Annotated in this window: 27 protein-coding genes; 16 read left to right on the top strand and 11 right to left on the bottom strand. The window is 61.0% G+C overall.

The genetic code is table 11. The features are described from left to right. Window positions 1–31: 31 nt before the first annotated feature. From M1P90_RS38200 to M1P90_RS38185, 4 genes are all read right to left on the bottom strand, one after another. On the bottom strand, window positions 32–823 hold the full coding sequence (locus M1P90_RS38200; RefSeq protein WP_483705397.1) for a ZIP family metal transporter: 792 nt from the start codon (window positions 821–823) through the stop codon (window positions 32–34). 271 nt (window positions 824–1,094) lie between these two features. Then, window positions 1,095–2,057: an alkaline phosphatase family protein gene (locus M1P90_RS38195; RefSeq protein WP_483705395.1), complete on the bottom strand. Its 963-nt coding sequence runs from the start codon at window positions 2,055–2,057 to the stop codon at window positions 1,095–1,097. Window positions 2,058–2,112: 55 nt separating this feature from the next. Beyond that, window positions 2,113–3,036: an undecaprenyl-diphosphate phosphatase gene (locus tag M1P90_RS38190; RefSeq protein WP_483705393.1), complete on the bottom strand. Its 924-nt coding sequence runs from the start codon at window positions 3,034–3,036 to the stop codon at window positions 2,113–2,115. A gap of 178 nt (window positions 3,037–3,214) precedes the next feature. Further along, a complete protein-coding gene (locus tag M1P90_RS38185) occupies window positions 3,215–3,439 on the bottom strand; it encodes a hypothetical protein (protein WP_483705391.1) in 225 nt (74 codons plus the stop codon). A gap of 303 nt (window positions 3,440–3,742) precedes the next feature. On the opposite strand from M1P90_RS38185, the gene M1P90_RS38180 reads away from it, so the two are divergent. The 4 genes from M1P90_RS38180 (at window position 3,743) to M1P90_RS38165 (ending at window position 6,880) form a co-directional block, all read left to right on the top strand. Continuing rightward, a complete protein-coding gene (locus M1P90_RS38180) occupies window positions 3,743–4,021 on the top strand; it encodes a hypothetical protein (protein ID WP_483705389.1) in 279 nt (92 codons plus the stop codon). Between the two features lie 63 nt (window positions 4,022–4,084). Then, a complete protein-coding gene (locus M1P90_RS38175) occupies window positions 4,085–5,326 on the top strand; it encodes a phosphodiester glycosidase family protein (protein ID WP_483705387.1) in 1,242 nt (413 codons plus the stop codon). Between the two features lie 41 nt (window positions 5,327–5,367). Then, window positions 5,368–6,180 (top strand): alpha/beta hydrolase, encoded by an 813-nt coding sequence (locus M1P90_RS38170; RefSeq protein WP_483705385.1) that lies wholly within the window; start codon window positions 5,368–5,370, stop codon window positions 6,178–6,180. Window positions 6,181–6,475: 295 nt separating this feature from the next. Then, window positions 6,476–6,880 (top strand): response regulator, encoded by a 405-nt coding sequence (locus M1P90_RS38165; RefSeq protein WP_483705383.1) that lies wholly within the window; start codon window positions 6,476–6,478, stop codon window positions 6,878–6,880. A gap of 32 nt (window positions 6,881–6,912) precedes the next feature. Here the strand turns inward: M1P90_RS38165 and M1P90_RS38160 are convergent, their stop codons facing one another. From M1P90_RS38160 to M1P90_RS38150, 3 genes are all read right to left on the bottom strand, one after another. Beyond that, window positions 6,913–7,311: a response regulator transcription factor gene (locus tag M1P90_RS38160; protein ID WP_483705381.1), complete on the bottom strand. Its 399-nt coding sequence runs from the start codon at window positions 7,309–7,311 to the stop codon at window positions 6,913–6,915. A 299-nt stretch (window positions 7,312–7,610) separates the two neighbouring features. Beyond that, a complete protein-coding gene (locus M1P90_RS38155) occupies window positions 7,611–9,431 on the bottom strand; it encodes an ABC transporter ATP-binding protein (RefSeq protein ID WP_483705379.1) in 1,821 nt (606 codons plus the stop codon). Window positions 9,432–9,577: 146 nt separating this feature from the next. Continuing rightward, complete coding sequence (locus M1P90_RS38150) at window positions 9,578–10,144, bottom strand: PepSY domain-containing protein (protein WP_483705377.1); 567 nt, start codon at window positions 10,142–10,144, stop codon at window positions 9,578–9,580. A 427-nt stretch (window positions 10,145–10,571) separates the two neighbouring features. Here M1P90_RS38150 and M1P90_RS38145 point away from each other — a divergent pair, with 427 nt between their 5' ends. From M1P90_RS38145 to M1P90_RS38120, 6 genes are all read left to right on the top strand, one after another. Further along, complete coding sequence (locus tag M1P90_RS38145) at window positions 10,572–10,718, top strand: hypothetical protein (RefSeq protein ID WP_483705375.1); 147 nt, start codon at window positions 10,572–10,574, stop codon at window positions 10,716–10,718. A 32-nt stretch (window positions 10,719–10,750) separates the two neighbouring features. After that, on the top strand, window positions 10,751–10,942 hold the full coding sequence (locus M1P90_RS38140; protein WP_483705373.1) for a hypothetical protein: 192 nt from the start codon (window positions 10,751–10,753) through the stop codon (window positions 10,940–10,942). Window positions 10,943–10,956: 14 nt separating this feature from the next. Further along, window positions 10,957–11,523: a tyrosine-type recombinase/integrase gene (locus tag M1P90_RS38135; RefSeq protein WP_483705371.1), complete on the top strand. Its 567-nt coding sequence runs from the start codon at window positions 10,957–10,959 to the stop codon at window positions 11,521–11,523. Window positions 11,524–11,664: 141 nt separating this feature from the next. Beyond that, window positions 11,665–11,922 carry a DUF4158 domain-containing protein gene (locus tag M1P90_RS38130; protein ID WP_483705369.1) on the top strand — a complete coding sequence of 86 codons (258 nt, stop codon included), beginning with the start codon at window positions 11,665–11,667 and terminating at the stop codon, window positions 11,920–11,922. Window positions 11,923–11,988: 66 nt separating this feature from the next. After that, window positions 11,989–13,344 (top strand): RtcB family protein, encoded by a 1,356-nt coding sequence (locus M1P90_RS38125; protein ID WP_483705367.1) that lies wholly within the window; start codon window positions 11,989–11,991, stop codon window positions 13,342–13,344. Window positions 13,345–13,570: 226 nt separating this feature from the next. After that, a complete protein-coding gene (locus M1P90_RS38120; protein ID WP_483705365.1) occupies window positions 13,571–13,870 on the top strand; it encodes a hypothetical protein in 300 nt (99 codons plus the stop codon). Window positions 13,871–14,181: 311 nt separating this feature from the next. On the opposite strand, the gene M1P90_RS38115 is transcribed toward M1P90_RS38120, so the two are convergent. The 3 genes from M1P90_RS38115 to M1P90_RS38105 form a co-directional block, all read right to left on the bottom strand. Further along, entirely contained in the window at window positions 14,182–14,553 is a 372-nt protein-coding gene (locus M1P90_RS38115) for a response regulator (RefSeq protein ID WP_483705363.1), read from the bottom strand. A 522-nt stretch (window positions 14,554–15,075) separates the two neighbouring features. Next, window positions 15,076–15,399: a hypothetical protein gene (locus tag M1P90_RS38110; RefSeq protein WP_483705361.1), complete on the bottom strand. Its 324-nt coding sequence runs from the start codon at window positions 15,397–15,399 to the stop codon at window positions 15,076–15,078. A gap of 411 nt (window positions 15,400–15,810) precedes the next feature. Next, entirely contained in the window at window positions 15,811–16,044 is a 234-nt protein-coding gene (locus tag M1P90_RS38105; RefSeq protein ID WP_483705359.1) for a hypothetical protein, read from the bottom strand. 197 nt (window positions 16,045–16,241) lie between these two features. On the opposite strand from M1P90_RS38105, the gene M1P90_RS38100 reads away from it, so the two are divergent. The 3 genes from M1P90_RS38100 to M1P90_RS38090 all read left to right on the top strand — a co-directional run bounded on the left by M1P90_RS38100 (window position 16,242) and on the right by M1P90_RS38090 (window position 19,059). Further along, window positions 16,242–16,550 carry a hypothetical protein gene (locus M1P90_RS38100; protein WP_483705357.1) on the top strand — a complete coding sequence of 103 codons (309 nt, stop codon included), beginning with the start codon at window positions 16,242–16,244 and terminating at the stop codon, window positions 16,548–16,550. 593 nt (window positions 16,551–17,143) lie between these two features. Then, entirely contained in the window at window positions 17,144–18,277 is a 1,134-nt protein-coding gene (locus tag M1P90_RS38095) for an RNA-guided endonuclease InsQ/TnpB family protein (RefSeq protein WP_483705355.1), read from the top strand. 149 nt (window positions 18,278–18,426) lie between these two features. Beyond that, a complete protein-coding gene (locus M1P90_RS38090; protein ID WP_483705353.1) occupies window positions 18,427–19,059 on the top strand; it encodes an ATP-grasp domain-containing protein in 633 nt (210 codons plus the stop codon). On the opposite strand, the gene M1P90_RS38085 is transcribed toward M1P90_RS38090, so the two are convergent. After that, window positions 19,045–20,646, bottom strand: coding sequence for a zinc ribbon domain-containing protein (locus tag M1P90_RS38085; RefSeq protein WP_483705350.1), 1,602 nt, complete (start codon window positions 20,644–20,646; stop codon window positions 19,045–19,047). The genes M1P90_RS38090 and M1P90_RS38085 overlap by 15 nt on opposite strands. 119 nt (window positions 20,647–20,765) lie before the next feature. Here M1P90_RS38085 and M1P90_RS38080 point away from each other — a divergent pair, with 119 nt between their 5' ends. The 3 genes from M1P90_RS38080 to M1P90_RS38070 all read left to right on the top strand — a co-directional run bounded on the left by M1P90_RS38080 (window position 20,766) and on the right by M1P90_RS38070 (window position 22,022). Continuing rightward, window positions 20,766–20,960 (top strand): ATP-grasp domain-containing protein, encoded by a 195-nt coding sequence (locus tag M1P90_RS38080; protein ID WP_483705348.1) that lies wholly within the window; start codon window positions 20,766–20,768, stop codon window positions 20,958–20,960. Between the two features lie 15 nt (window positions 20,961–20,975). Further along, a complete protein-coding gene (locus M1P90_RS38075; protein ID WP_483705346.1) occupies window positions 20,976–21,554 on the top strand; it encodes a hypothetical protein in 579 nt (192 codons plus the stop codon). A gap of 264 nt (window positions 21,555–21,818) precedes the next feature. Next, the gene (locus tag M1P90_RS38070; protein WP_483705344.1) at window positions 21,819–22,022 is read left to right on the top strand and encodes a hypothetical protein; all 204 of its coding nucleotides are present in this window, start codon (window positions 21,819–21,821) and stop codon (window positions 22,020–22,022) included. Window positions 22,023–22,051 lie beyond the last annotated feature (29 nt).

Here is a 22,051-nt window from a genome sequence, read left to right as displayed (position 1 = left end):
CGCCGCAATAGGACAGTATGAAGCGAGCGGTTTACGCGCCACCCCAAGTGAGGAACAGATCGGTTCCATAGCCCGCCAGGAAGCCAAGGAAGATGCCCCACATCGCCAGCTCGCGCAGCTTGAAACGCCGACCCACATGCAGCAATTCACCGATGACGTAGAGGATCGATCCGGCCGCGAGCGCGAGACACAGGACAAATATTGGCTCGGATTGTACGCTGTAGCCCAACACAGTCCCCAGGAAGGTCGGTCCGCCGCCAATCAGCCCCACCAGCCCAAGAAATGCCCACGACGGAGGCGGAGCGCCGGTGAGCGGCCCCGCGATACCAAACCCCTCGGTTGCGTTGTGGAGCGCAAAGCCAATAATCAAAATGGTCGCCAGGCTCAACGCGCCTGCACGGGATGCTTGGCCGATTGCCAAACCCTCCGAAAAGTTATGCAACCCAATGCCGACTGCGATCATGATCGCAAGCTGCGCCGGCGTCGCTTCATGGCCATGGACATTTAAAGCAGTCGGCCGAATCCAGCGGCTTTCAAAAGAGACGAGACCGAGCAGTCCAACACCAAATCCGATAGCAAAGAGGAAGAGTAAGACGATGAACGTCGTTGATTCACCGTGATTCGCTGTATCAAGCGCAGCGCTAATCGGTTCGGCTGCCTTGGTAAGAATATCCCACAACAGGAATATGAGAATACCGGTCGCCAATGCATTCAGAAAGGCTTGCCATGCGAGAGAAAGATTCTTAAAGCGGGCGATCGGTATGCCGAGGTAAGTCGTGAACCCGGCAATCGCGCCGAGCAGGACGGTGGTCGCAAAGTTCATCGGGATCTCATGGCCCTTTCTGGAGGTATATAGGCGGACTGTGTTGGCCTGGTAGACAACCTGTTTCAATCGCGTGGTCGAGAAGCCCATGCGGGTAACTTGATCGATATTCGATGGTGCGAATAAAATATATTAGTATATTTAAAAAGGTAAGATTAGTATATACTAATCTTACCTTTACGTCAATACTGCGTTCGCTACTTTTCGGCACAGCTGGTAGATGACTCGTGGAGTGTGTTCGCCTACGGCGGACAGCGCGCCTATGCGATGATCATGGCGTTGTTGCCGTGGATGGGGCGAAGAAATCGGCCATCGGTAGCGCGCAGTCACAATTCGCTTGGCCCAGTAGCGGCAACTTCCAGGCTGCTTCAATGGTACGCAACAGTGAGTAATGGCTATACAGCACATCCGATGTAAAGCCAGACCGGCCCAGCGGTGAGAGTATCAGGGTTGCGAGCCGGCCGCCAGCCGCGTTCCCGCAGCAGCCGCCGGTTCCCGCGCCTTCATCGAACGTGATGAACAACGCCCCGTTGTCCTTCCAGGCTGGCGATGCCAGAATCTGCGGCACCACCGTTTTCAGCCAGCTGTCGCCGGCGCTGACCGGACAGTCGTGCATGTCGTTGCACATGTTCGGTGTGATCCAGACGAAATCCGGCAGCGTGTTGGCCTTGATGTCCGACGCAAATTGTGTGAACGGCACGATCTTATTGCACCGGGGCACATTCATGCGAATGTTATCGTAGTAGATGAACGGGTTGTGCTTTTGTTTGTAAAGCGGCACCGCGTCGCCGACAAAACATGGGCTGGGCATGTCCTCCATATAGGCTTTCCAGGACTTGCCGCCCGCCTCCAGCTGATCGACCAGATTGAGCTGATTCACGAAGCAGTCGGTACAGTCGCTCGTGATGCCAAAGGTATCACCGCCGGTCATGGCGAGATAATTCGGCAAGCTGGGATGGCGAATGCCATAGTAATTCGTTGCGACCCCATAACGTTGTGCGAGCGCGCTCATATACGGCGCCTGATCGCTGCCAATCACGCGCGCATAATCCTTGTTTTCCATCACGATCACAAAGATATGCTTGAAGGCCGGCACCGGCCGTGCGGAGGCGGCCGTCGCCGGGAGATGGGTGGATTGACTAGCTGTGACACGGAGCGCGCCGAACGCGAAGGCGGCTAGAATGCCGGCAAGCAGAATACTGAGCCCGCCGGTAAGACGAGAAGACGATGACATGGATGGTTCTTTCTTCACAACATATATGTGACAACATGCACGAATAATTGGACGGCTACCGGAGTCCCAAGACTAGGGTCAGAATTACCAACCCGGCCAGTAGCAGCCGGTACAACACGAACACGCCCAGCCCGGCCTCGCGGAGATAGCGCAGCATGAAGCTAATGCTCAGCAACCCAACGACCGCCGATGTGACGATGCCGGCTAGAAATGGTCCAGTGATGATGCTTGGCGTTGCTGCCACGTCGCGTATCTTATAGAGTGCGGCACCGAGAATAATCGGGCTGCCAAGCAAGAACGAGAAGCGCGCGGCATCTGCACGCGCAATGCCGCGCCCGCGCGCCGTGGCAATCGTGATCCCTGAGCGCGAGACGCCCGGTACGATCGCCAGTGCTTGAGCAACCCCCACCCAGATAGCGTCGATCGGGCGGATGTCGCCTAGCTTCCGATCGCGCCGGCCCCAGCTATCGGCGGCAAGCAGCACCAACCCCATCGCCGACAGCGTGCCGGCGATCAGCAGCGGGCTGCGCAGCGTCTGTTCGGCGAACTTGTCTAGCAGGACGCCAGCGATGCCACCGGGAATCGCCCCCAGCATTAGCAGCCAGAACAGGCGGCCCTCGGCGGAGCGCGGCCGCGGCGCGGCACGCAGCAATGTGACCCAATCACGCCAGAAGTAGACCGCCACGGCGACCAGCGTGCCGACATGCAGCGCAACGTCGAAGGTCAGCCCGGGGTCAGGCCAACCAAAGAACCACGGCGCCAGGATTAAGTGGGCTGAGGAGGAGATCGGGAGAAACTCACTTAATCCCTGGAGCAGACCCAAGGTGATGGCAACGCGATAGTCAAATGGTACCAAGACAATCGCCACACCAACGATGAGCAGCACCAGGATGGTGATGAGAGGTGCGTAGGCCTCGGCGCGTGTGGTGGTCGGCTCAATCATATCCTCGCGCGTCGATGTTGATGGAGCATTTGCCATGAATATGGGTTCCTTTCTGGATGGATGTCAATGCATGAGTGCAACGGACCAGTGTGGTGCCAGAGTCACCCAATTCGCGCGATCGGCATCGACCAACTGCACAACCAGCCCTAGCATACCAACGCTCGATTAGGAGTGAATTAAATCAGCCCGGCCGCACTTGAGCGACGTGCGTGATCTACGACCGCCGGCGAAGAACCAACATAAGCGGCGTGTCGACAGCGACCTGGTCACCACACGCTCGACCTGAGACGGGGTCTGTCTCGGCCAGCGTTTGGTTAGTGGGCAATGTGCTCATCGTCCAATCGTCGGTCGTGCGCGCGGCGGATTGTAGCAGCGCGATCAGGAAGAGGCCGCTGAGGACAGCATAGCTAACTGCGCCAATGAGAATGATGGTTTCCATACGCATCCTTAATCATTACAACCGGCCGCTCCGCGCGCGCTTCATCTCGAGCGGCGCGTGCTGTGTTGCAGTATAGGTATGCAAGATGAAGCTCACATGAAACGAGGATATGTACCTTCGTCGGCAGAGCCTATTCATCAAGAATGTTCACACCGCTTTCATCAACGTTTCATGTCGCGGACGTATGCTTGAGAGCAGACGATACCGGTACTACCCATTCATATGGTGGAAGTGGTGCGGTATTGCACTGGATAGAGCTATAGCGCGCTCCATGCACGGTCGCGCAGGATATGCGAAGAACCTATGCAGATAAATACTATCTCTCAAACGAACGACATCGCCCGCGCGGTTGATGAGACACTGGCCCGCAACGCGCTCGTGCCACTTGTGGAGTTTGCGGTACATACGGCACTTTATGCCGACGACGCGCTGTTCCAGCGCGTCACAGCGGCGATCGAGGCGCTCCAGACGTTCATTGGCTTTCCACTCTCGGCCGGTCAGGCGATGCAGCTCTACACCGAGCTCCTGCAGCTTGGCTGGAAACCGAATGCTGCGGAATGGCCCGATCAGGCAGACCTCTGACAATCACGACAGGATGTATCTATGTCTTTTCGATTTCGGAACAGCCGACAACGATATACGTTGGTGATCATCGCGATCACCTGTCTCGGGATCATCAGTGCGGGGTACGGTGCAATCCAGCTCTGGCCGGATCTCGGCGGGCAAGGCGCCGATCTCCTACGCGGGGTCGTCGGCGATCAGGTGGTCGCATTCCTGGAAACAACCGTCTTCCAAGCGCAGGATCGGGTGAACAGCTTGAGCTATCGGCTCGGCGCGGCGCAGCCAGCTGCCCCATGGGATGCTGCACCAACTGCGACGACCGGCGCGCAGGCGCCGCTGGCAAACGCAGCGATACCTGCAATCCCGCGCGACCAGCCACCGAATCCGGGCATGCCAAGCACACTACCGTCCCCTGTTCCGGCCCCAACCGCTCCTCGATCGATGCCTCACCCCACCAGCACCATGCCGGCAATGTCGCCGGCATGGCAGCTCCCCGCACTGCCGATCTTTGGAACGCTCACCGGAGCCGGCCAATGGTCGGCCTACCTCCGCGATCGCGCCGGGCAGGTTGTCGCCGAGCGCGCGTTTCTCCAACCTGATCCTGATCGGCCGTATGCCGTGGCCGCGATCGTCGCCTTCGATCTGCAGGCCACGCGCTTGCATTTTGTGCTTGGCTCCGACGAGCCGCGCTCGCCCGTCGTCATTCGCCGCAGCGGAACCATTCCGGCAGCGGATCGCACATCAGGGAGCGTATTGGCGGCGTTCAATGGCGGCTTCAAGGCGCGTCACGGTCATTTTGGGGCGATGGTCGACGGCACAACGGTGCTGCCACCAATTGATGGTTTTGGCACGGTGGCAATCTACCGCGATGGCCATGTGCGTGTTGGCGCCTGGGGCGCTGATGTCAATGCCGGCCCTGATGTGCTGGCCTGGCGGCAGAATGGGCCACCGGTGATCGAGAACGGCCAGATCAATCCGCACACTGCCGACGTGACCTCGCACGACTGGGGAATTATCCTCAACGGGGTGACGGCCGTCTGGCGCTCTGGCTTGGGCATCAGCGCAGATGGACGCACGCTGTACTATGTGGCCGGGAATAGTCTGACGTTGCCCATGCTCGTGCGCACGCTGGCGGCGACCGGCGCGAGCGCCGCGCTTCAGCTCGATATCAATCTCGGGATGGTACACTTTGATGCAATTCAATCGACGCCTGCGGGCCTTGTGCCATCGCCGCTGTTCGCGAGCATGAAGACACAACGTGACAGCCGCTTTCTCAACAGCAATATGCGCGATTTCTTCTATATCACAAGCCGTAACGGCTTATAGGGATGGACATGCTCCAGATGCATCGCCGGTTCTGTAGCTCTATGATCGTCGGGATTGCGCTGATCATGACCGGTTGTGCCGCGCCCGCGCGAGCCGCGCTGCCGGCGCCCGATCCCGGTGCGCCCGGTACGCCAGTATGCCCTGAGCGCGCCGGGCAGCTGCTTCACGCGGCGATCAACAGCACGATCTATGGAGCCCGCGTAGCCGTCAACGTGTATGTGCCACCGTGCTACGCGCGTGGCTCTGCTCCGTTGCCAGTGATCTACCTTTTGCACGGCGGCAATGCCGACGAAACCCAATGGCCGGATCTGCAGGTGGAACAAGCTGCTGATGCGCTGATTGCCCGTGGGATTGCGCCATTCGTGGTGGTGATGCCGGGCGGCGAGTACCATACCACTATCGACTACGCGGCGTTTGTCCTCGGCGACCTGCTCCCCGAAGTCGAGCGGCAGTTTCGTGTCAGCAGCGCCGGCGCAGCGCGCGCGATCGGCGGCATTTCACTGGGCGGCTACTGGGCACTGAAGATTGCGTTCAGCCACCCTGAACTCTTCGCAGCGGCCGGCGGCCACAGTCCAGTGGTCGACCGTGGACAGAGTGACGATCCCCTGGCGCTGGCGCGCACAGGGAAGGGCCTTCAGCGCCTTGCGGTGACACTCGATGTTGGCGCTGCCGATGCCCTCGGTACCAGTGTCGCACGATTGGCGCGCGTACTCCAGGAGCGGGCAATATCAGTCGCGTTCAGCAGCAGGCCCGGCGCGCACGATCGCAGCTACTGGCGCGCCCATACATCCGAATACCTGCAATTCTATCGTGCCGCGCTCCAACAAGGCAGGGACGTATCGCCCGGGCGCTGAGGAAACAAACACACGTTCGCATATCGTAAGGCGTATAGCCGCGCTGAACCATTCCTCTGCTGCGCCTACGCTTGGCGCGACCTCCAATCGGCCGGAGATCACAGCCGAGCATTGATTGCCAGTAGCACAGATCGGACTTGTAATACTGCGGTGATGCACAGCGATACCCATGTTCATCTTCCGTTTACCTGGCGTTCAGGCCAGCCTTACAGACATCTGGTAACGTGTGATGCACTGAGTGGATGTACACCGGTCGGCCACAGCCAGCCATCGCCGCGTTTAGAAGGGGAACCATATGCATGCCATGTCATATTGGGTGCTCGTACTCGATTCCGATGGCAACGTGCGCACGTTGCTGAAGCTGGCGCTTGATCAGCAGGGTCATCAACTGCTGGTGATGCCGGACAGTGATTCTAATGTGGCACTGGCGCCGATCGAGCAGCCGGATATTATTCTCTTAGACCTCGACGCGGCGCACTGCAACGAGCAGGCCGTATATCTTGACCTCCAACGCAATCCCCAGACCAGAAATATCCCAGTGCTGGTTCTCTCCGCAGCTTTCACGCCTGAGGAGCTCGCCCGGTGGCGCCGCATGCCGAACGTCGTCGATGTCATCCTGAAGCCATTCGAGATTACCGTGCTCCTAGCTTACATCGACGCTATCTGCGAGGCACGCTTGGCCAGCAATATCAGTACCTGATTGCGGTTCATCCGACAATGTACTATTGGTGATCAGCCTTTGGTCGTGCCAGGCGGTAGGTGCGCCGCGAGTTGGCGAGTGCTGAACCAGCGCAGCTTCGCGCGCAAACGCGCGGTCAGTTCCATGATCTCGAACGGCCAAGACACGACATCGTCGGCCCCCGCGCGCAACAGGCGCACGCGCTCGTGGACATCGCGTGGCTGGGCGATCGCAAGGATTGGCAGGTCGGTCTGGGCGCGCAACCACATGCAGAACGCAGGCCCCTGCTCAACACGGCTGAGGTCAAGCACGATTGCGGCGACCTCGCCGCCCGCGCTCGCGGGCGGCAACTCCTGCTCCCTTGAGACCGATCGGATGATATACTCAGCACCCAGCGCTCGTTGGAGCACGCTTGGGAGGGCGCGGTCGTCGCTGTAGAGCACAATATCCATAAGGGTTCCTCGTGCGTTCATTCGCGACACTTGGGTGATGCGATATGATAGAAAACAAGGTGGCCGGTTGCTGAACCGACCACCCGTCAGGACCGTTAGTACTCACCCTGGAAGTCACCTTCCTGTTGGACATCCGGGCCGGTATCCGGCTCGCTCGAGCCCACTTCGGTCTCGAGACCAATCACTTCATCCATTGTGTTCACCTCCTTTCGCCTGTTGGAGGGGTTGGGCCACTCCCGAACCGCTGATACAAGTATCCCATTCACGCATGAAGTGAGCGTGAAGTGTCTCTGAAGGATTCAGGCCTGTACTGCCGGCGTCATCTGCTGCGCCATCGCGCTTGCTGGCGCTTCCATTCCCATCTGGAAGTCATAGAACCTGCGGTACTGACCGCCGCGCGCCAGCAGCTCGTCATGTGTGCCTAGCTCCACAACCTGTCCCTCGTCCAATACCGCGATTCGATCGGCGTGGCGCACGCTCGCGAGCCGGTGAGCAACGATCAGCACCGCGCGATCGGCGAGGCACTCGCGCACTGTCTGGAGCACGGCGGCTTCCGTCGTTGCATCGAGCGCGGCGGTGGCCTCGTCAAGTACAACGATCGGCGCATCCTTAAGCAGCGCGCGCGCCAAGGCCAGCCGCTGCCGCTGGCCGCCCGAGATCCGCGCGCCGCGTGGCCCAACCATCGTCTCGTAGCCCTCGGGCAATTGCCGGATGAATGCATCGGCGCCCGCCGCGCGCGCGGCTGCTTCGATGTCCACGTCGGTAGCATCCAGCCGGCCATAGCGCAGGTTCTCGCGTACGCTGGCCTGAAACAGCATTGGCTCCTGGAGTACCGACGCGATGCGGCGACGCACCGAGCGTGGGTCATACACCCGCCCATCGCGGCCGTCGAAGCGCACCGTGCCGTGATCGGGGTCGTAATAGGCCAGCAGCAGGCTCACGACAGTTGTCTTCCCCGCACCACTCGCGCCCACCAGCGCGACGGTTTCGCCTGGCCGAATGGTGAGGCTAAAGCCGCGCAGCACCGGTCGGCCAGGGATATAGCCAAAGGTGACATCGCAAAACTCGACCTGTCCCTGCACCGAGCCAAGTGTCTGCGTGGTACGCCGCTCGCTGCATTCTGGTGGGGCGTCGAGTACCTCGATCACCCGGCCAGCGCCGACCAGCGCGCGCTGGACAAGGCCACCCAGACGGCTCAGCCCCTGAATAGGTGTGTAGAGCGCACCAAGGTAGCCCAGAAAGACCACCAGTCCGCCAATGCTCAGGCGACCAGATTGCACCGCCTGGACGCCAAACCAGATCACCAGGACGGTTCCAACCGTCGCCAGGCCATCAACCAGCGGCGTGAACAGCGCCTGAAGCCGGACGGCGCGCAGCCGGGTAGTGAAACTGCCCTCCACCGCCCATCCAAACCGTTGGCGCTCGTAGGTCTCGCGCGCGAAGGCCTTGACGAGCGCGATCGCCGACAGCCCTTCTTCGGCGGTCGAGGTCATGGCGCTGATGTGCTCACGGAGATTTCCTTGAAGTGTTCGTGATCGCCGGGCATAGGTCGTACTTGCGATGGCAAGTATCGGAAGCACCAGCAGCGCCGTTAGGGCCAGCCAGCGGTCGAGATAGATCAGCATGCCCAGGAAGAAGAGGATCGTCAGGCTGTTGGCAAGCAAATCAGCGATGCCAGAAACGAGCAGATCTTCAATCGCGTTGATGTCCCCGGTGAGCCGCGTCAGGAGATCTCCCAAGCGCTGTCGGTGGTAGAAACGAAGCGAGAGACGATGCAATTGGTCATAAAGGTGCATCCGCAGATCGCGCAGAATGCATGCGCCGATCCATCCGCCCAGGTAGTCGTCCACATAGGATGCCAGCCCTTTGGCGCACGTAATGCCCAGATAGCCGCCGCAGACGAGCAAAACGAGCCCAGGTTGGCGAACCCGCAGAACATCGTCAATCAGCACCTTCAGCAACCAGACTTTGGCGGTGTTTAGTGCGGGGCGGGCCAGCGTCGCGGCGAACATCACGGCAAGCCAGCCACGATAGGGTCGCAGGAAAGGCAGCAAGCGCCGATACAGCAAGAGTTGATGCGGCGATTGATCGCGCACGGTCGGATGTTGCGCTGGTTGCATACGTGAAGTTCCGTTGTTGACGACTTCTGCGACGAGGGGTTTTTCTAATCGCCGTCGATAGGATGCCAACGGCGATTTGACAACATGATGCGGTCGAAGAAGCGGTAACCCCGCTTCTTCGACCGCATCAGTTTCTGTCTCCGCGCCTACTTCGTGGACGCGTCGGGCGACTCTGTATCGCCCGTGCTCTCATTGGCGTCGCTGCCAGCCTGGTCGGTGCTCAAGATCTTGCCGCTATTGGCATCGACCTTGACATCCGCGCCGGTGCTCAGTTCGACGCTGTAAACGATCGCGCCGTTCTCGTCGCCGAGCTCGGCCTTGACCACCGTGGCGCCAGGGTTAGCGGCCAGCGCGGTCGCCTTGGCTTGCTCAGCGGTCACGGTTGCCTTGCCAGCCAGCGCGGCAGCGTCGGCTGCCTCGTTATCCGGCTGCTCGGCGCCATCCTTAGTCTCCGTGTCAGCCGTACCGTCCTTGGTTTCCCCGTCTTGCGCGCCACTTTGCGGCCCGTCCTGCTGATCGACCGTATCGGTGTCCGGACCGCTCTTTGGCTCCTCGGTCGGCGCGGGGGGCGCGGGAGGCTGTGCCGCCGGCGCGCCCAACGGGGCCGATGCCTGCCGCGCGCTCGCCTGGCCATTGCCAAGCGCGGCAAAGCCGGCCGCCATCACGACCATGAGCGCGGCGAGCGGCGCAATAACCCGGATCCACTTCACCATACTGTGTACTCCTTTTGCTGCGTTCGGCCGCTCCCAACGAGCGACTGTATCACTACTATAGAAGTGATAGATGAAGTGGACATGAACCGAGTCTGAAGAAATGACAGACCAATCTCTCTCGATGTTGTGTTGAAAAATGCACCAGCCTGTCAAGGCCCACTCCGCTCTTCGGCCTTGAACTGCGGTGGTGAGCGATTACTGTGGAGGACACGCCCACACAGCGCGCATAGTGGTATTGGAATCTGGCAACGATGCGTGTCTCAACTCGCCATAGCATGTAACGGAGGCAGATTCTGCCGGAAGCATGCCTTAGCGGCAGAGTTCCTCCCCACATGTGGTTTATTAGCGGCGGAGTTTTCGGCCGGATACGACCGTCAACTCCGCCACTAATCTAACTGCGCCGCTAACCTAGCTGTATGGGGGCGCTATGGAGACCACGATCGTCGCCTGGGAGCAGCACCTCCTCCGATCCTCTAAGCTCGCGGCCAGCACCATCACCGAATATATTCAGGATGTCAGGCGCTTTGCCGCCTGGTTGCGGAACCAGGAACGAATGGCCTCATCAGCGATCTGATCATCGGCGATGCGAAAGACTACCGCGATGCCTTGCTCGCCCGTGGCCTCTCGCCTGCGACGATCAACCTGGCACTCACCAGCCTGGCGCTCTTCTTTGATGACTCAGGCCGCGCCGCCGACACCCCCTTTCGGCAGTTCGACCGGGTGGATCTGGTCGAACACGCGCCCCAGGCGCTCATGCATAGCGCGTGGAATGCCGTGCGGCGGCTGAGCAGGCTGTGAGGCGCGACCGCGGGTTGGCGCTCGCGCTGATCTGTCTGATGCGCTATGCCGGGTTGCGAGTTAGCGAAGTCGCTGCTCTCCAGGAACCGGACCTCGTGCTGTCGCCGCGCCGGGGAACCGCGATCGTGAGGCGCGGCAAAGGGCTGAAATACCGCGAGATTCCGCTCGTCGTCGCCCCCCGCGATCCGCTCCTCCGCTATCAGGACTACCGCCGGCTGCTCGCCGAACGCTGGGCGGCGCGGGCACTGCTGCGCCGTCAAGCACCGCCCGTCTGGTTCTGCTGGCCCGAGGGACAAGTCTTCCTGGGCCAGCACGGGCCACTCACTGAGCGCCGCATCCGCGATATTGTCGCCAAAATCGGGCAGGCGGCCAAGCTCGATGCGCCGCTCAGCCCGCATGATCTGCGCCACACCTTCGCGACCGCGCTGCTCGACCCTTGGGCGTATGGTGTCTCGCGGCCGCCGCTGCCGCTGACCGCCGTCCAAGACCTGCTTGGTCATGCCGACCCGGCGACGACCGCCATCTATACCAAAGCCTTACCGTCCGATCTGGCGCGTATGCTGGGGGAAGCTGATGACTGAGCAGGGTCGCCATGACCGCGATCCAGGACACCGCTTACCTGCATATCCGCAGCAGCTTGGCCATCCACGAACTGGCCCGCATCTACACCCCACCACCGACGAGTTAGCGCTCGCCCGACGCACCACCTGCGGCATGGTCTCGTGCATTTGTTTCCTGGTGTTGCTCAAGAGCTTCCAGCGGCTCGGCTACTTTACACCCTGACTGATGTGCCGCCTCCTATCGTCCAGCACATTGCCGACACGGTCGGCGGGACGGTCAGCCGCGATGATCTGGTTCGCTACGCTGCTGCCGGGACGCGCGGTCGCCACCTGGTTGCGATCCGTGCCCATCTGCACATCCAGCCCTACGGTGCCACGGCGTGGCATGTCCTGGTGCGGGCGATGGCCGACGCTGCCTAGACCAAAGATGCGCTGGCCGACCTCGTCAACGTCGCCATCGAAGAACTGGTCAGGGAGCGGTTCGAGTTGCCAGGGTTTCCCACGCTGGCACGCACTGCCCGTCGCGTGCGCGCCCTCGATAATCCGACCTGGCAGGCGCTGGATGCGCCCCTGATCGTTGACCCAATCACTGGGCGCTCACCGTGGGAGCAGATCAAACAGGATATCGGCAGCCCGACCTTGCGCCATCTCCGCGAGCGACTCGACCATCTGGCCTGGCTGGAGGCACGCAATGTTGGCTCAGCGTCCCTTGCCTCGTTCCCCGACGTGAAGATCGAGCACTTCGCGGCTGAGGCCAGAACACTCGACGTGGCGCGGAAGCGCGATCTGGAGCCAGCCAAACGTGCCACCTTAACGGCGGCCCTCCTTGCTATCCAAACGGCTCGCACCCGCGACGATCTGGGCGAGATGTTCATCAAGTGCATGCTCAGCATTCACCAGCAGGCCCGTGAGGCGCTGGCCGCCTACCGCGAACGCCATGCCCAGCAGACGGATGCGCTGATCACCACGTTCCGTGATGTGGTCGCGGCCTACCGCAGCGAGGGAACCGCCGAGCAGCGCTTCGCCGTGATCGATGTGCTGATCGGCTCGCGCAGTGACACGCTGCTGGAGCAGTGTGAGGCGCACATTGCTAACACGACCAACACCTATCTGCCGTTTCTGTGGCCGTGCTTCAAAAGCTATCGCGCGACCTTGTTCCGGCTGCTGCACGCCCTCGAGCTCCAGGCGACCACCGGGATTCGGGACTGGAAAGCGCGATCCGCTTACTGCTGGCGAACGGGGAGCGCATCGGCGAATGGCTCACTACCGTTGAAACACAGGTTGTCCGGCGCGGTACGATCGAACGAACACCCCTGGTGGATGTGCCGTGGGTTTCCGAGAGTTGGTGGCTGCTGCTCAGCGATGTGCGTCCATGTCCAGCCTATCCACGCCGCCTTCGCGCGGCGCAGCGGCCTGACGCCCCTGCGGCATATCGAGAATTTCCATAACTTCGCCTGGATCGAGGACGGCCTGGTGGTCCACCGCAAAGGCGCTACGCCAGCCGGTAAAGGCGTGCTCGGCATCATCCCAGGCTCGATGGCGACCAACTCGTATATCGTGGCCGGCAACGGCAACCCGGAGTCGCTCCAGAGCGCCTCGCACGGCGCCGGGCGCCGATTCAGCCGGACCCAGGCGCGGAACAGCATCAGCATGGCCGACGTCCGGCGCTTCCTCGCCGAGCGCGACGTGCTGGCCGAGGGCGTTGCGGTCGATGAGGCGCCGCAAGCCTACAAGGATGTGGAGCGCGTGATCGAGCTTGAGGTCGCGGCCGGCCTGATCACGCCGATCGCCCGGATGCGCCCGGTCGCGGTCATCATGGCCGGCGAAAAAGGCGAGGATTAGTCAAAAGCGCCGGGGGCGCACACGCGCCCCTGGCACCGAGAACAATGCACTACAACAACGCACAAGGAGCTTCTGTGAATCTCACTCGATCGCTACTTCCGTTCACTTTCGCGCTGATCGCACTTTTCGCGCTGGCAGCGTGTGGGCCGGCCGCCGCCACATCGGCGGCTATGCCGGCCGCTGCGGCCCGCTGACGCTGGCCTGCCCCGAGCAGTCTCAGGAGTTTGTGACCGCGCTCTATCAGCACGTAACCACCTGGGGCCAAGCCGCCGACAGCCTGCTGCACGGCCAGGACTTTCAGTCGGCCATTCCCGTGCTGCGCCAATCGAGCCAGGATCTGCCGGCGCTGATCGAGCGCCTGCGCGGCATCCAGGAGGAGGTCCGGCGCATGACGCGCCCGCCTGCGCCGAGCCAGTGCGTGCCGCCGTGTTGGGCGGGATACAGGCGTGCCGGTTCATCGGGTTGTTTGTGGCGCAGCCGCGTCAGCTTCACCCAACGAAACAGAATCTGCCCTTGGGCATCTTGACGCAAGATGCGGCTGGACCAGCGCTCCCGTCCAGTGTGTAGGTCATCACCTGCATCGTCACCGTGTTACTCACGCCACTCCCAGGCTCCCAGTTTGTTGAGACGCCAGCATGAAATGACCTTGGAGGCTCCGAGAGAATAACGCGGCATGCCGAGCGGCAATTGTTGTCATCGCATCGTATGCCTCGGCTCCGGATGCATACTGCCCGCGCACCGGGAGTGGCAATGACCGAGGGATGCGGCTGCGGTGCGATAGCAGGTGCCGGCACCGGCTCAACCGTCGCCCGCTGGCGGTCTGCGCCGGCCACCCAGCTAAGGCGGTAGCAGTTGGGTCAGTGCCTGGGTCAGTTGCGCGAGGGTAAACGGCTTGGCCAGAAACACGTTCACCCCAAGCGCCATTGCTTGCTGCTCCAGCGCGGCATTGGCCGACACCATGATAATCGGTGTGCTCGCCTGACGCAGCACGCGCAGCGCCTCAATGATACTTAACCCGCTCATCCCCGGCATATTATGGTTGGTGATTAGGAGGTCGGCACCGCGTTGGTCGTACACAAGCAGGGCATCCAGCCCATTAGGTACCGCTGAGATCGTCGCCCCAGGATACATGCCCACGACCACACGGGCAATAATAGCCCGCACACTGGCGTCATCGTCGGCGATAATCACGTGATATGAGAGCGACATGGCTCACCAAGTTGGGTTGTCGGAAATAAGAAAATGGAAAAGTGCTCGATTATAGCATGCGCCTATACGATCAGCGGTAGTAGGATCGATCGTGGCGTCGTAGACCAGCTACGCAACGCACCTTGGTCGGAGCGCGTTTGATGGGGTTTTATCCAGACCGCCCCGAAAGTATGTAGCGAACTACGGTCAACGCTTTGTGATCGTGTTTTTGCGCAATCCGCTTGACCCTACGACAAGACAAATACCAGTTATTATATACTCCGCGAATAGTCGCTTGTTACAGCATTATGAAGAACAGATACGTTGCTTCGGTTGTGCAACACTAGTAAAACCGTTTGACTTGGATGATTTACTGCTACTGGTTCACAAGGCGATTTCACTACATCCGCAGTCCCAAACAAGCCACAAAGCCCCTAATAAACCAACTCGATAAGTGCCACAAGAAATCTTAGGCCGATCTGACGCCTAATCGGAAAACCTACTGGGAAAGCTAATGCTGGAGGAAATTAGCTTGTAGGGACATCACAGTTTGCGCACCGTAAAACCATATGGTGTACTTTTTTCTGTGAAGATTTGTAAGTCGTTGTCAGCTCCTAGCCCATCACGGGGGATGTCGAGGGTAGATGAGCCGTTTGTCGAAACTAGTACCTCTCCCCTATGGACAATAAATACACCCGCACCGACATCTTGAGGGTTAGATAATCGGTTGTGCGTCATTTGCTTTAATATATCCTCTTGTTTTGCTATGTAGTTGTGATTGGTGTCAAAATCGTCATAGAAAAGCTGCTCACAGAGACGAACGTACTTGTACACTCCTTCTTTTGGCGGGCGGTTATATGGAGGCATACGATCACCTCTAGAATAGCCGACTATTCGATGTCTAGTGTCTCGTAACACCATTCTTGCGCCTCGCTAATACTCTTTAGTGCGCTGTTAGAGTGCATCCTTCCTGCGGAGCGGCACATCAGGGTCACGGTGAGCCGGTTAACAGCAACACCATACGGTTCCGGTTTGATCGTCACCGCCCATTCAAGGCCGTCCTTATCCGTGAGTTTCGCACTCAAGGTGGACTGGCCTTCCCGCGTGGTGGCCTCCGACCATACAACCTCTGACCGTTTCATATACCACCTCTATCTTACTTGTGGCGGCAGTAACAAGCCTGCGTCGAAACAAATCGTAGGGACACCCATTATATATCCAAGAGCCACCTAGCCGCGCCATACCGTCACCCCCGCTGCGAATTACTACCCAGTTGCTTCAGTCGGGGTTGCTTGCGCCGCCTGACAAGTCATCATAGTAGAACTCGTCAGGGAAGTCTGCATACGAGCGATACCGTGCGACCGCCAGCTTGGAGAGGCGCTGTACAGCGTGGGCCAGCACTCTGTACTCGTCGCGCGTGAGGTTGTCCAGGTAGCTGTCGGCCTTCGCCGCATCGCCAAAGAGGAGGGCCAGCAGCGCGGACTGGACATCCGCCAAGAATGTGTCCCGCATAGGTTATTCCTTTCGTGTAGCCCTCCTAGATACCGCATCTCAAATATAGACATCGGCGCTGGTCCGTCACGAAGGAAACAGCCTGTCGGCCTCTGGCTCGGCGCCTCGGTGGAGGTTTGAGGCTTAAATCTGCCGAAGGGGTCGCCTTGTGCTATAATCAATTCACCCCTCCACACCCTCTAGAAGGAGCGTATTACTTGGCAGCATACAGCGCGACTGGCGATATGTATGAGCAGCTTATCTCAATTAGTGAGATGTCGTTTGCGAGTGGGCATTATGAAGCGGCCTATCACGTCCTTATGGCCGCGCTTTATTGGGCAAACGACCTTGGTGATCTCCAGCGCCTAAAGGCTGTAGAGCGACTAGCGAACGAGCAAGCCACTTGGATTGATACACATAACCTTGCTTTCAAGCATTCGAGGCAGTCGGCGGCGCTACGTGGTAGTCAAAGCATCTATGACACACTGCTGCGACAAGTAGCCTCAATGATGCGAACGTTGCAATAAAAGCACAAATAGATGCAATTGTGCGTCACGAGACTGGAAACAGCGGGTCGGGGTCGTTGAGCGCATCCTGGGGTTTCATCCAGGCCGCCCCGAAACTATGTAGCGAACTACAGTCAACGCTTTGTGATCGTGTTTTTGCGGAATCCGCTTGACCCACAGGATCTTGGAGGATCGTGCGCCCGGGCGACGGCGGCACGACGCCGTGGGGTTCTCGATCCGATACCAGGGCGCACATTCCGTTGCAGGCTATTGTTCGGGCATGGCTTTCCAAAGCAACAACTGGTGCTTGTGAGATCCCCACGAGTATGCGCCTGCCGAATTGCACATGCGTTCAATGCATACAATTGGGCCCTGGAGGAAATCCCTGATCGTTCTTAGCTTGACATAATTATAAACCTTCTAATATAGTAGCATAAAGGGCACGTGTCAAGCCCCATTGCAGCGAAAGAGGCTCGTCAATGCCGCACATCCTGTTTTGCAGAAAAGCGCTAGAAAGCACGCGGGCTTTGCCGCGGGATGAATGGCGCACAGTGCATTGCCACGCCATAAACGACGTGTTATAATGGCCTTATTCGCACAGATGAGCGCATCCCATGCCGACACACCAGAAAGCCTACCGCTACCGGCTTGTGCCGACGCCTGCCCAGGAATCCTTCCTGATGCAACTCGCCGGTGCGCGGCGGTGGGCATATAACTGGGCGCTCGCCCGCCGTCAGGCGCATTATCGCGCCACAGGCCAGATGCTCACGGTCAGGGTGCTCTGTGCAGAGTTGGCCGCGCTCAAGCAGCAGCCGGACACGGCCTGGCTTGCGGCAATGGACAGCCAGGCGCTCCAGCAGGCCATCCGCGACCTCGATATGGCGTTTCGCGCCTTCTTCGAGCGTCGATCGCGCTACCCACGCTTCAGGAGCAAAAAGCGCAACACACCCACCTTTCGCATCCCGCAACGGGTGACGGTGCGGGACGGGTACGTCATCGTGCCGAAGATCGGCGCGCTCAAGTTCGTCGAGCACCGCCCGCTTGACGGGACACCCAAATCGGCGACCTTCAAGCGGGATGCAAGCGGCCACTGGTACGTGACACTGGTCGTCCATTTCGATCTTCCTGATGCGCCTCTCCCGCCGCCTGATTCCGATCGGACGGTCGGCCTGGATGCTGGGTTGAAGGATGTCGCGGTTCTCAGCGATGGCACCCGCTATGTGGCCCCGCGTTGTTATCGCCGCGCCGAGCGCAAGCTGCGGCGGCTGCAACGGCACCTCTCGCGCACGAAGCAGGGCGGACGTAATCGGGCGAAAGCCCGTCGGATCGTTGCCCGCCAACACCAGAAAGTCGCGCACCAACGGGCCGATTTCTTGCACAAGCTCACCATTTCGGTGGTGCGTCAGCACGACGCGATCTGCATCGAAGACCTATCGCTCAAGGGCTTAGGGAGAACCAACCTGTCCAAGAGCGTCTACGACGCGGGCCTGGGCCAGATGCGCCAGATGCTCACGTACAAGGCTGCGTGGCAGCGCAAGCATCTGGTTGTCATTGGCCGGTTCTACCCCTCCAGCCGGCTGTGCGATGCGTGTAGGACGCTCAATGACGCCCTCACGCTCTCCGATCGGGTGTGGGTCTGCACCTGTGGCGCAATCCATGACCGCGACCTGACGGCAGCCCGCAACATCCGGCGGGAGGGACTCCGACTGCTCGCCGCGGGATACCCGGAGAGCATAAACGCCTCCTGAGTGCCGGTAAGACCCGCGATGCGGGCACGACACGACGACGGAGGAAGCCCACCCATGAAACGGGCGGGAGGTATCACGAGAGCATGCTCCGGCCGCGCCAGGTCGACGAGGATTACGCCACGGAGGCTGCGGCCGCCCGCGCGGCGGGCATGGACGTCCATCTGCTGGACTGGGGTGCGCTGGTCGCTGGCGATGTCGGCCGCGCGGTTCGCCGCGTGCCCGAGCGCACCGATCCCGCGCTGGCGATACTGCGCGGCCCAATGCTCAGGCTCGAAACCTACACGCTGATCTACGCGGCCCTGCTGGTCCGCGGCGTGCGGCTGATTGCCGATCCGGCCGCCTACGAGCACACGCACCACCTGCCCGCCAGCCTGGATCTGATCGCCGATATGACGCCGCGGACGGTGGTTCACCCGCTCTCCGAGGGCGCAACGCTGTCGGAGGATCGCCTGGCCGAGCTGCTCCAGCCGTTTGGCAGTGGGCCAATCATCGTCAAGGACTACGTGAAATCGCGCAAACACGAGTGGCGAGAGGCATGCTTCATTCCAAACGCCGCCGATGTTGAGGCGGCGGCAAAGGTGATTCAGACCTTCTGTGGCCGCCAGGGCCTAGATCTGGTTGGCGGCCTGGTGTTCCGCGCCTTCGAGCCGTTTGTCTCGGTCGGGACGCACCCCCAGAGTGGCACACCGCTGACGAAGGAGTACCGGATCTGGTGGCTCGACGGCCGCCCAATCGCGGTCGTCCCGCACTGGAACGAGGTCCTGAATCTACCCCACGGATAAGTCCGAGAGGTTCTGGCCGCAACCCGATGCGCTCTGCGCAGGCTCTCGCGCACCACGCTCACAAGGAACGTCATGCGCTACAGCATCCTGGCTCTCGCGCGCCATCGTGCCGACTGCCCCGGCGATCCGCTCTGACTTGCTGCCGACAGTGGGCAGCAGGTGGGCGTCCCAATTGGGAGCGCCGCTCGCGGATTGCTCGCGCGCCCAGGCCACAAAGGTCTGGACGCCGATCGGGCTCGACGCCGCCGGGAAGCGCGATTCCACACCCGCAAACGCCACTTGCGCGTTTGCCGCGTCGAGCCGCCAGGACGGGCCATTCGACCCCTCCACGGCGATGGAAAAGCGCGCAAGATAGGCCGAGAACACGTCCCGCTGCACGGTGATGCCACAATCGCAGCGGTGAACACGCTCGGACAGCCTCTTGCGCGCGACACTGCCGCACAGACAGGTCTGAGAGAGCCGGAGCGACGTGGGGATGACACTCACGCTCGCGCCGGCGCTTTCAGCCTTGCGCGAGAGCGTCGCCACAAACGTCGCCGGGGCCGCCTGTCCGACAGCTCTGCCGAAAGTTCGTTGAAAACTCTTGTAGCTGTTCCGTTCGATACGGATGTCGTTCCCAAGCCGCAGCAGCGTGCCTACAAGCTGGCCGTGCAGACTTTTGCGGTGCGCCGCTTCTTTGCGTTTGGCCTCTGCCAGCCGCCGCTCGTTGTCGCGCTGGTTGCGGCTGATGCGCCAGGTCTTTTTGCCTGGGCGTACCCGACCATCGGGCAGGAAGTTCTCTGGATTGTTCGCTCGCTGTTGACGGTCGATCCGGCGCTGGAGGAGGCGCTGCTGCTTGCGGGACTGCTTGAGTGGGGTCGCCAGATCGACTTGTGCGCCCCAAGTGGCTCCAGCGATGCCGAAGGTACGCGGGCCAGGGTCGATACCGATCACGCCGTCTCCGACCACAGAATGTGGTTTCTGGTAGGGCCGTCCCGCGCAGACCAATTGCACGAAGAAGCGCTGGTGGCCATTCAGCGAGCGCCGCACGATCCGCACGTACTTGATCGGACACGCCAGCGCGTGCGCGATGACTGGGTCGTCTGCACCGATACGCGCTCGCAGCGTGAGCGCGCCCCACACCACCGCCCCATCGCGCCAGCGGATACCCTGCCGGTTCGACTTGCCTTCGACGCTGTGGAACTGGCCCTTGCCCTTGAATCGCGGGCGACCACGCGCGCCGAATTGATACTGGCGTACAGCGTTCCAGGCGCGCGAAGCGATGGTCTGGATGGTATTGGCGTCGAGATGCTCGCCCAGCCAGGAGCGGCTGAAGCGGGCGGCATAGCCATGCAGGTCATACTCGCGCAGCCGAAACTGCGCGTCCAGGTCGCGGAGGGCTTGTTGGCGCTCCTTCCCGTGCAGCCGCCGCGCCGCCCGGAACGCGCGCGACTGGCGCAGCAAACTCAGCCGCTTCAGACTCTCGCCTAGCACGGCGTTATAGATTTGCCGCGCGCAGTCCAGCCGGATGCGCAGCCTGCGTTCGTCGTCGCCGACGAGCACGAGCGGGAGTTCGCAAATGAAGGTTGGCGTCGTTGTGCGAGACATATGGAAGTCGCTCACATGTTCGGGCACAGCGAGTATATCACGGATTTACCGCATTGGCAAGCTGCAACTGACGCTTTTCCCCACGAATCAATGCGGGGGCTACCGCGCCGATTCATTTGGTGTATCATGGCGGTCCGCCAGTTGCTCAGTTTGACGGTGTCGCGCGCACCGTACGCTCGCGCTTCTTTACGATGGACGTCGCAGAGCGCATCGACGGCGCGTGGCGTATAGTCGAGCTTGGCGATGGACAGGTGGCGTGGGCCGACGACCAGGTCGACCTGGCCGCGTTTTACGGATCGCTGGCTGATGCATGAATTAGGGAGAGCAGCGTGACATCTACCATCCCGATGGATCTGCTTATGGTCGTTTTTGCCGCGGGCGAGGGCAAACTGGCCACAATACCGCCAGACATTGCGCCGATTATCGATGAACTGCGCGCGCGAGCGAGGCTGCGGCGCTACTTCAGCCTGCCCGCCGGCAGCTCCAGCAGCTCGCCGATGGCGAGTGAGGGGTGTCCCGCGGCGTACACCGTGACCCAGGATGGCTGCGCGCGCGTCGAGCGGCTATGCACTGCGCATGTGCAGCGGCTAATAGCGTGCGGGGCGAGCGTCGAGCCCGCGGATCTGTCGCAGGCGGGGCTGTGCGATCGCTGCGCCGCTGAGGAGCATTCCGCGCTGGAGGCCCGGCGCGCCGACATCGCGCGGCAGGAGCGCAAGCGCACAGAAGCCGAGGTGTGCAGTCTGCTGCTGTTGCTCCGCGAAGCCTTTGACACACCCTGGGCCGGAAGCGATCTGGCGCACGTCGCCGAGGTCGCCGCGCTCAAGCGGCGTATCCAGGAAGCGCTCGGCGGCCGCTATTCAGGCGAGGATATGTTGGGGTCTCATCCAGGCCGCCCCGAAACTATGTAGCGAACTACGGTCAACGCTTTGTGATCGTGTTTTGTGGGATCGGCTCGACCCATAGGAACTTGGAGAACCGTGCGCCTGGGCGAGAGCGGCACGCCGTCGTGGGGTTCTCGATCCGGTACCAGCGCGCACATTCCGTTGCAACCTATTGTTCGGGCATGGTGTTCCAAAGCAACAAACGGTGCTTGTGAGATCCCCACGAGTGTGCGCCTGCCGTAGTGCATATGCGTTCAATGCATACAATCGGGGCGCCCTGGAGGAAGCCCCATGTTGGCGGTGCTGGAGTTTTACGCCAACGCTCAAAATTGGGAGACCGTCTACGCCGGCAGCGCGGCGGACGGCACACAGGGGCCCGACTTCACGCCCATTGACCTCGACCGCGACCGGCGGGCACGCCAGGTATTGGATCTGCTGGAGACCGAGGAGGCGCGCGTGGCCACGCTGGGTGGATCGGCCGTGCCAGGCCGGTGAGATGGCTGGTGAGAAACGCCGTGAGGACA

Source organism: Kouleothrix sp. 19917, assembly GCF_057073505.1.
The sequence above is the reverse complement of the archived record's forward strand: the minus strand, read 5'-3'. Positions and strand labels throughout refer to the sequence as shown.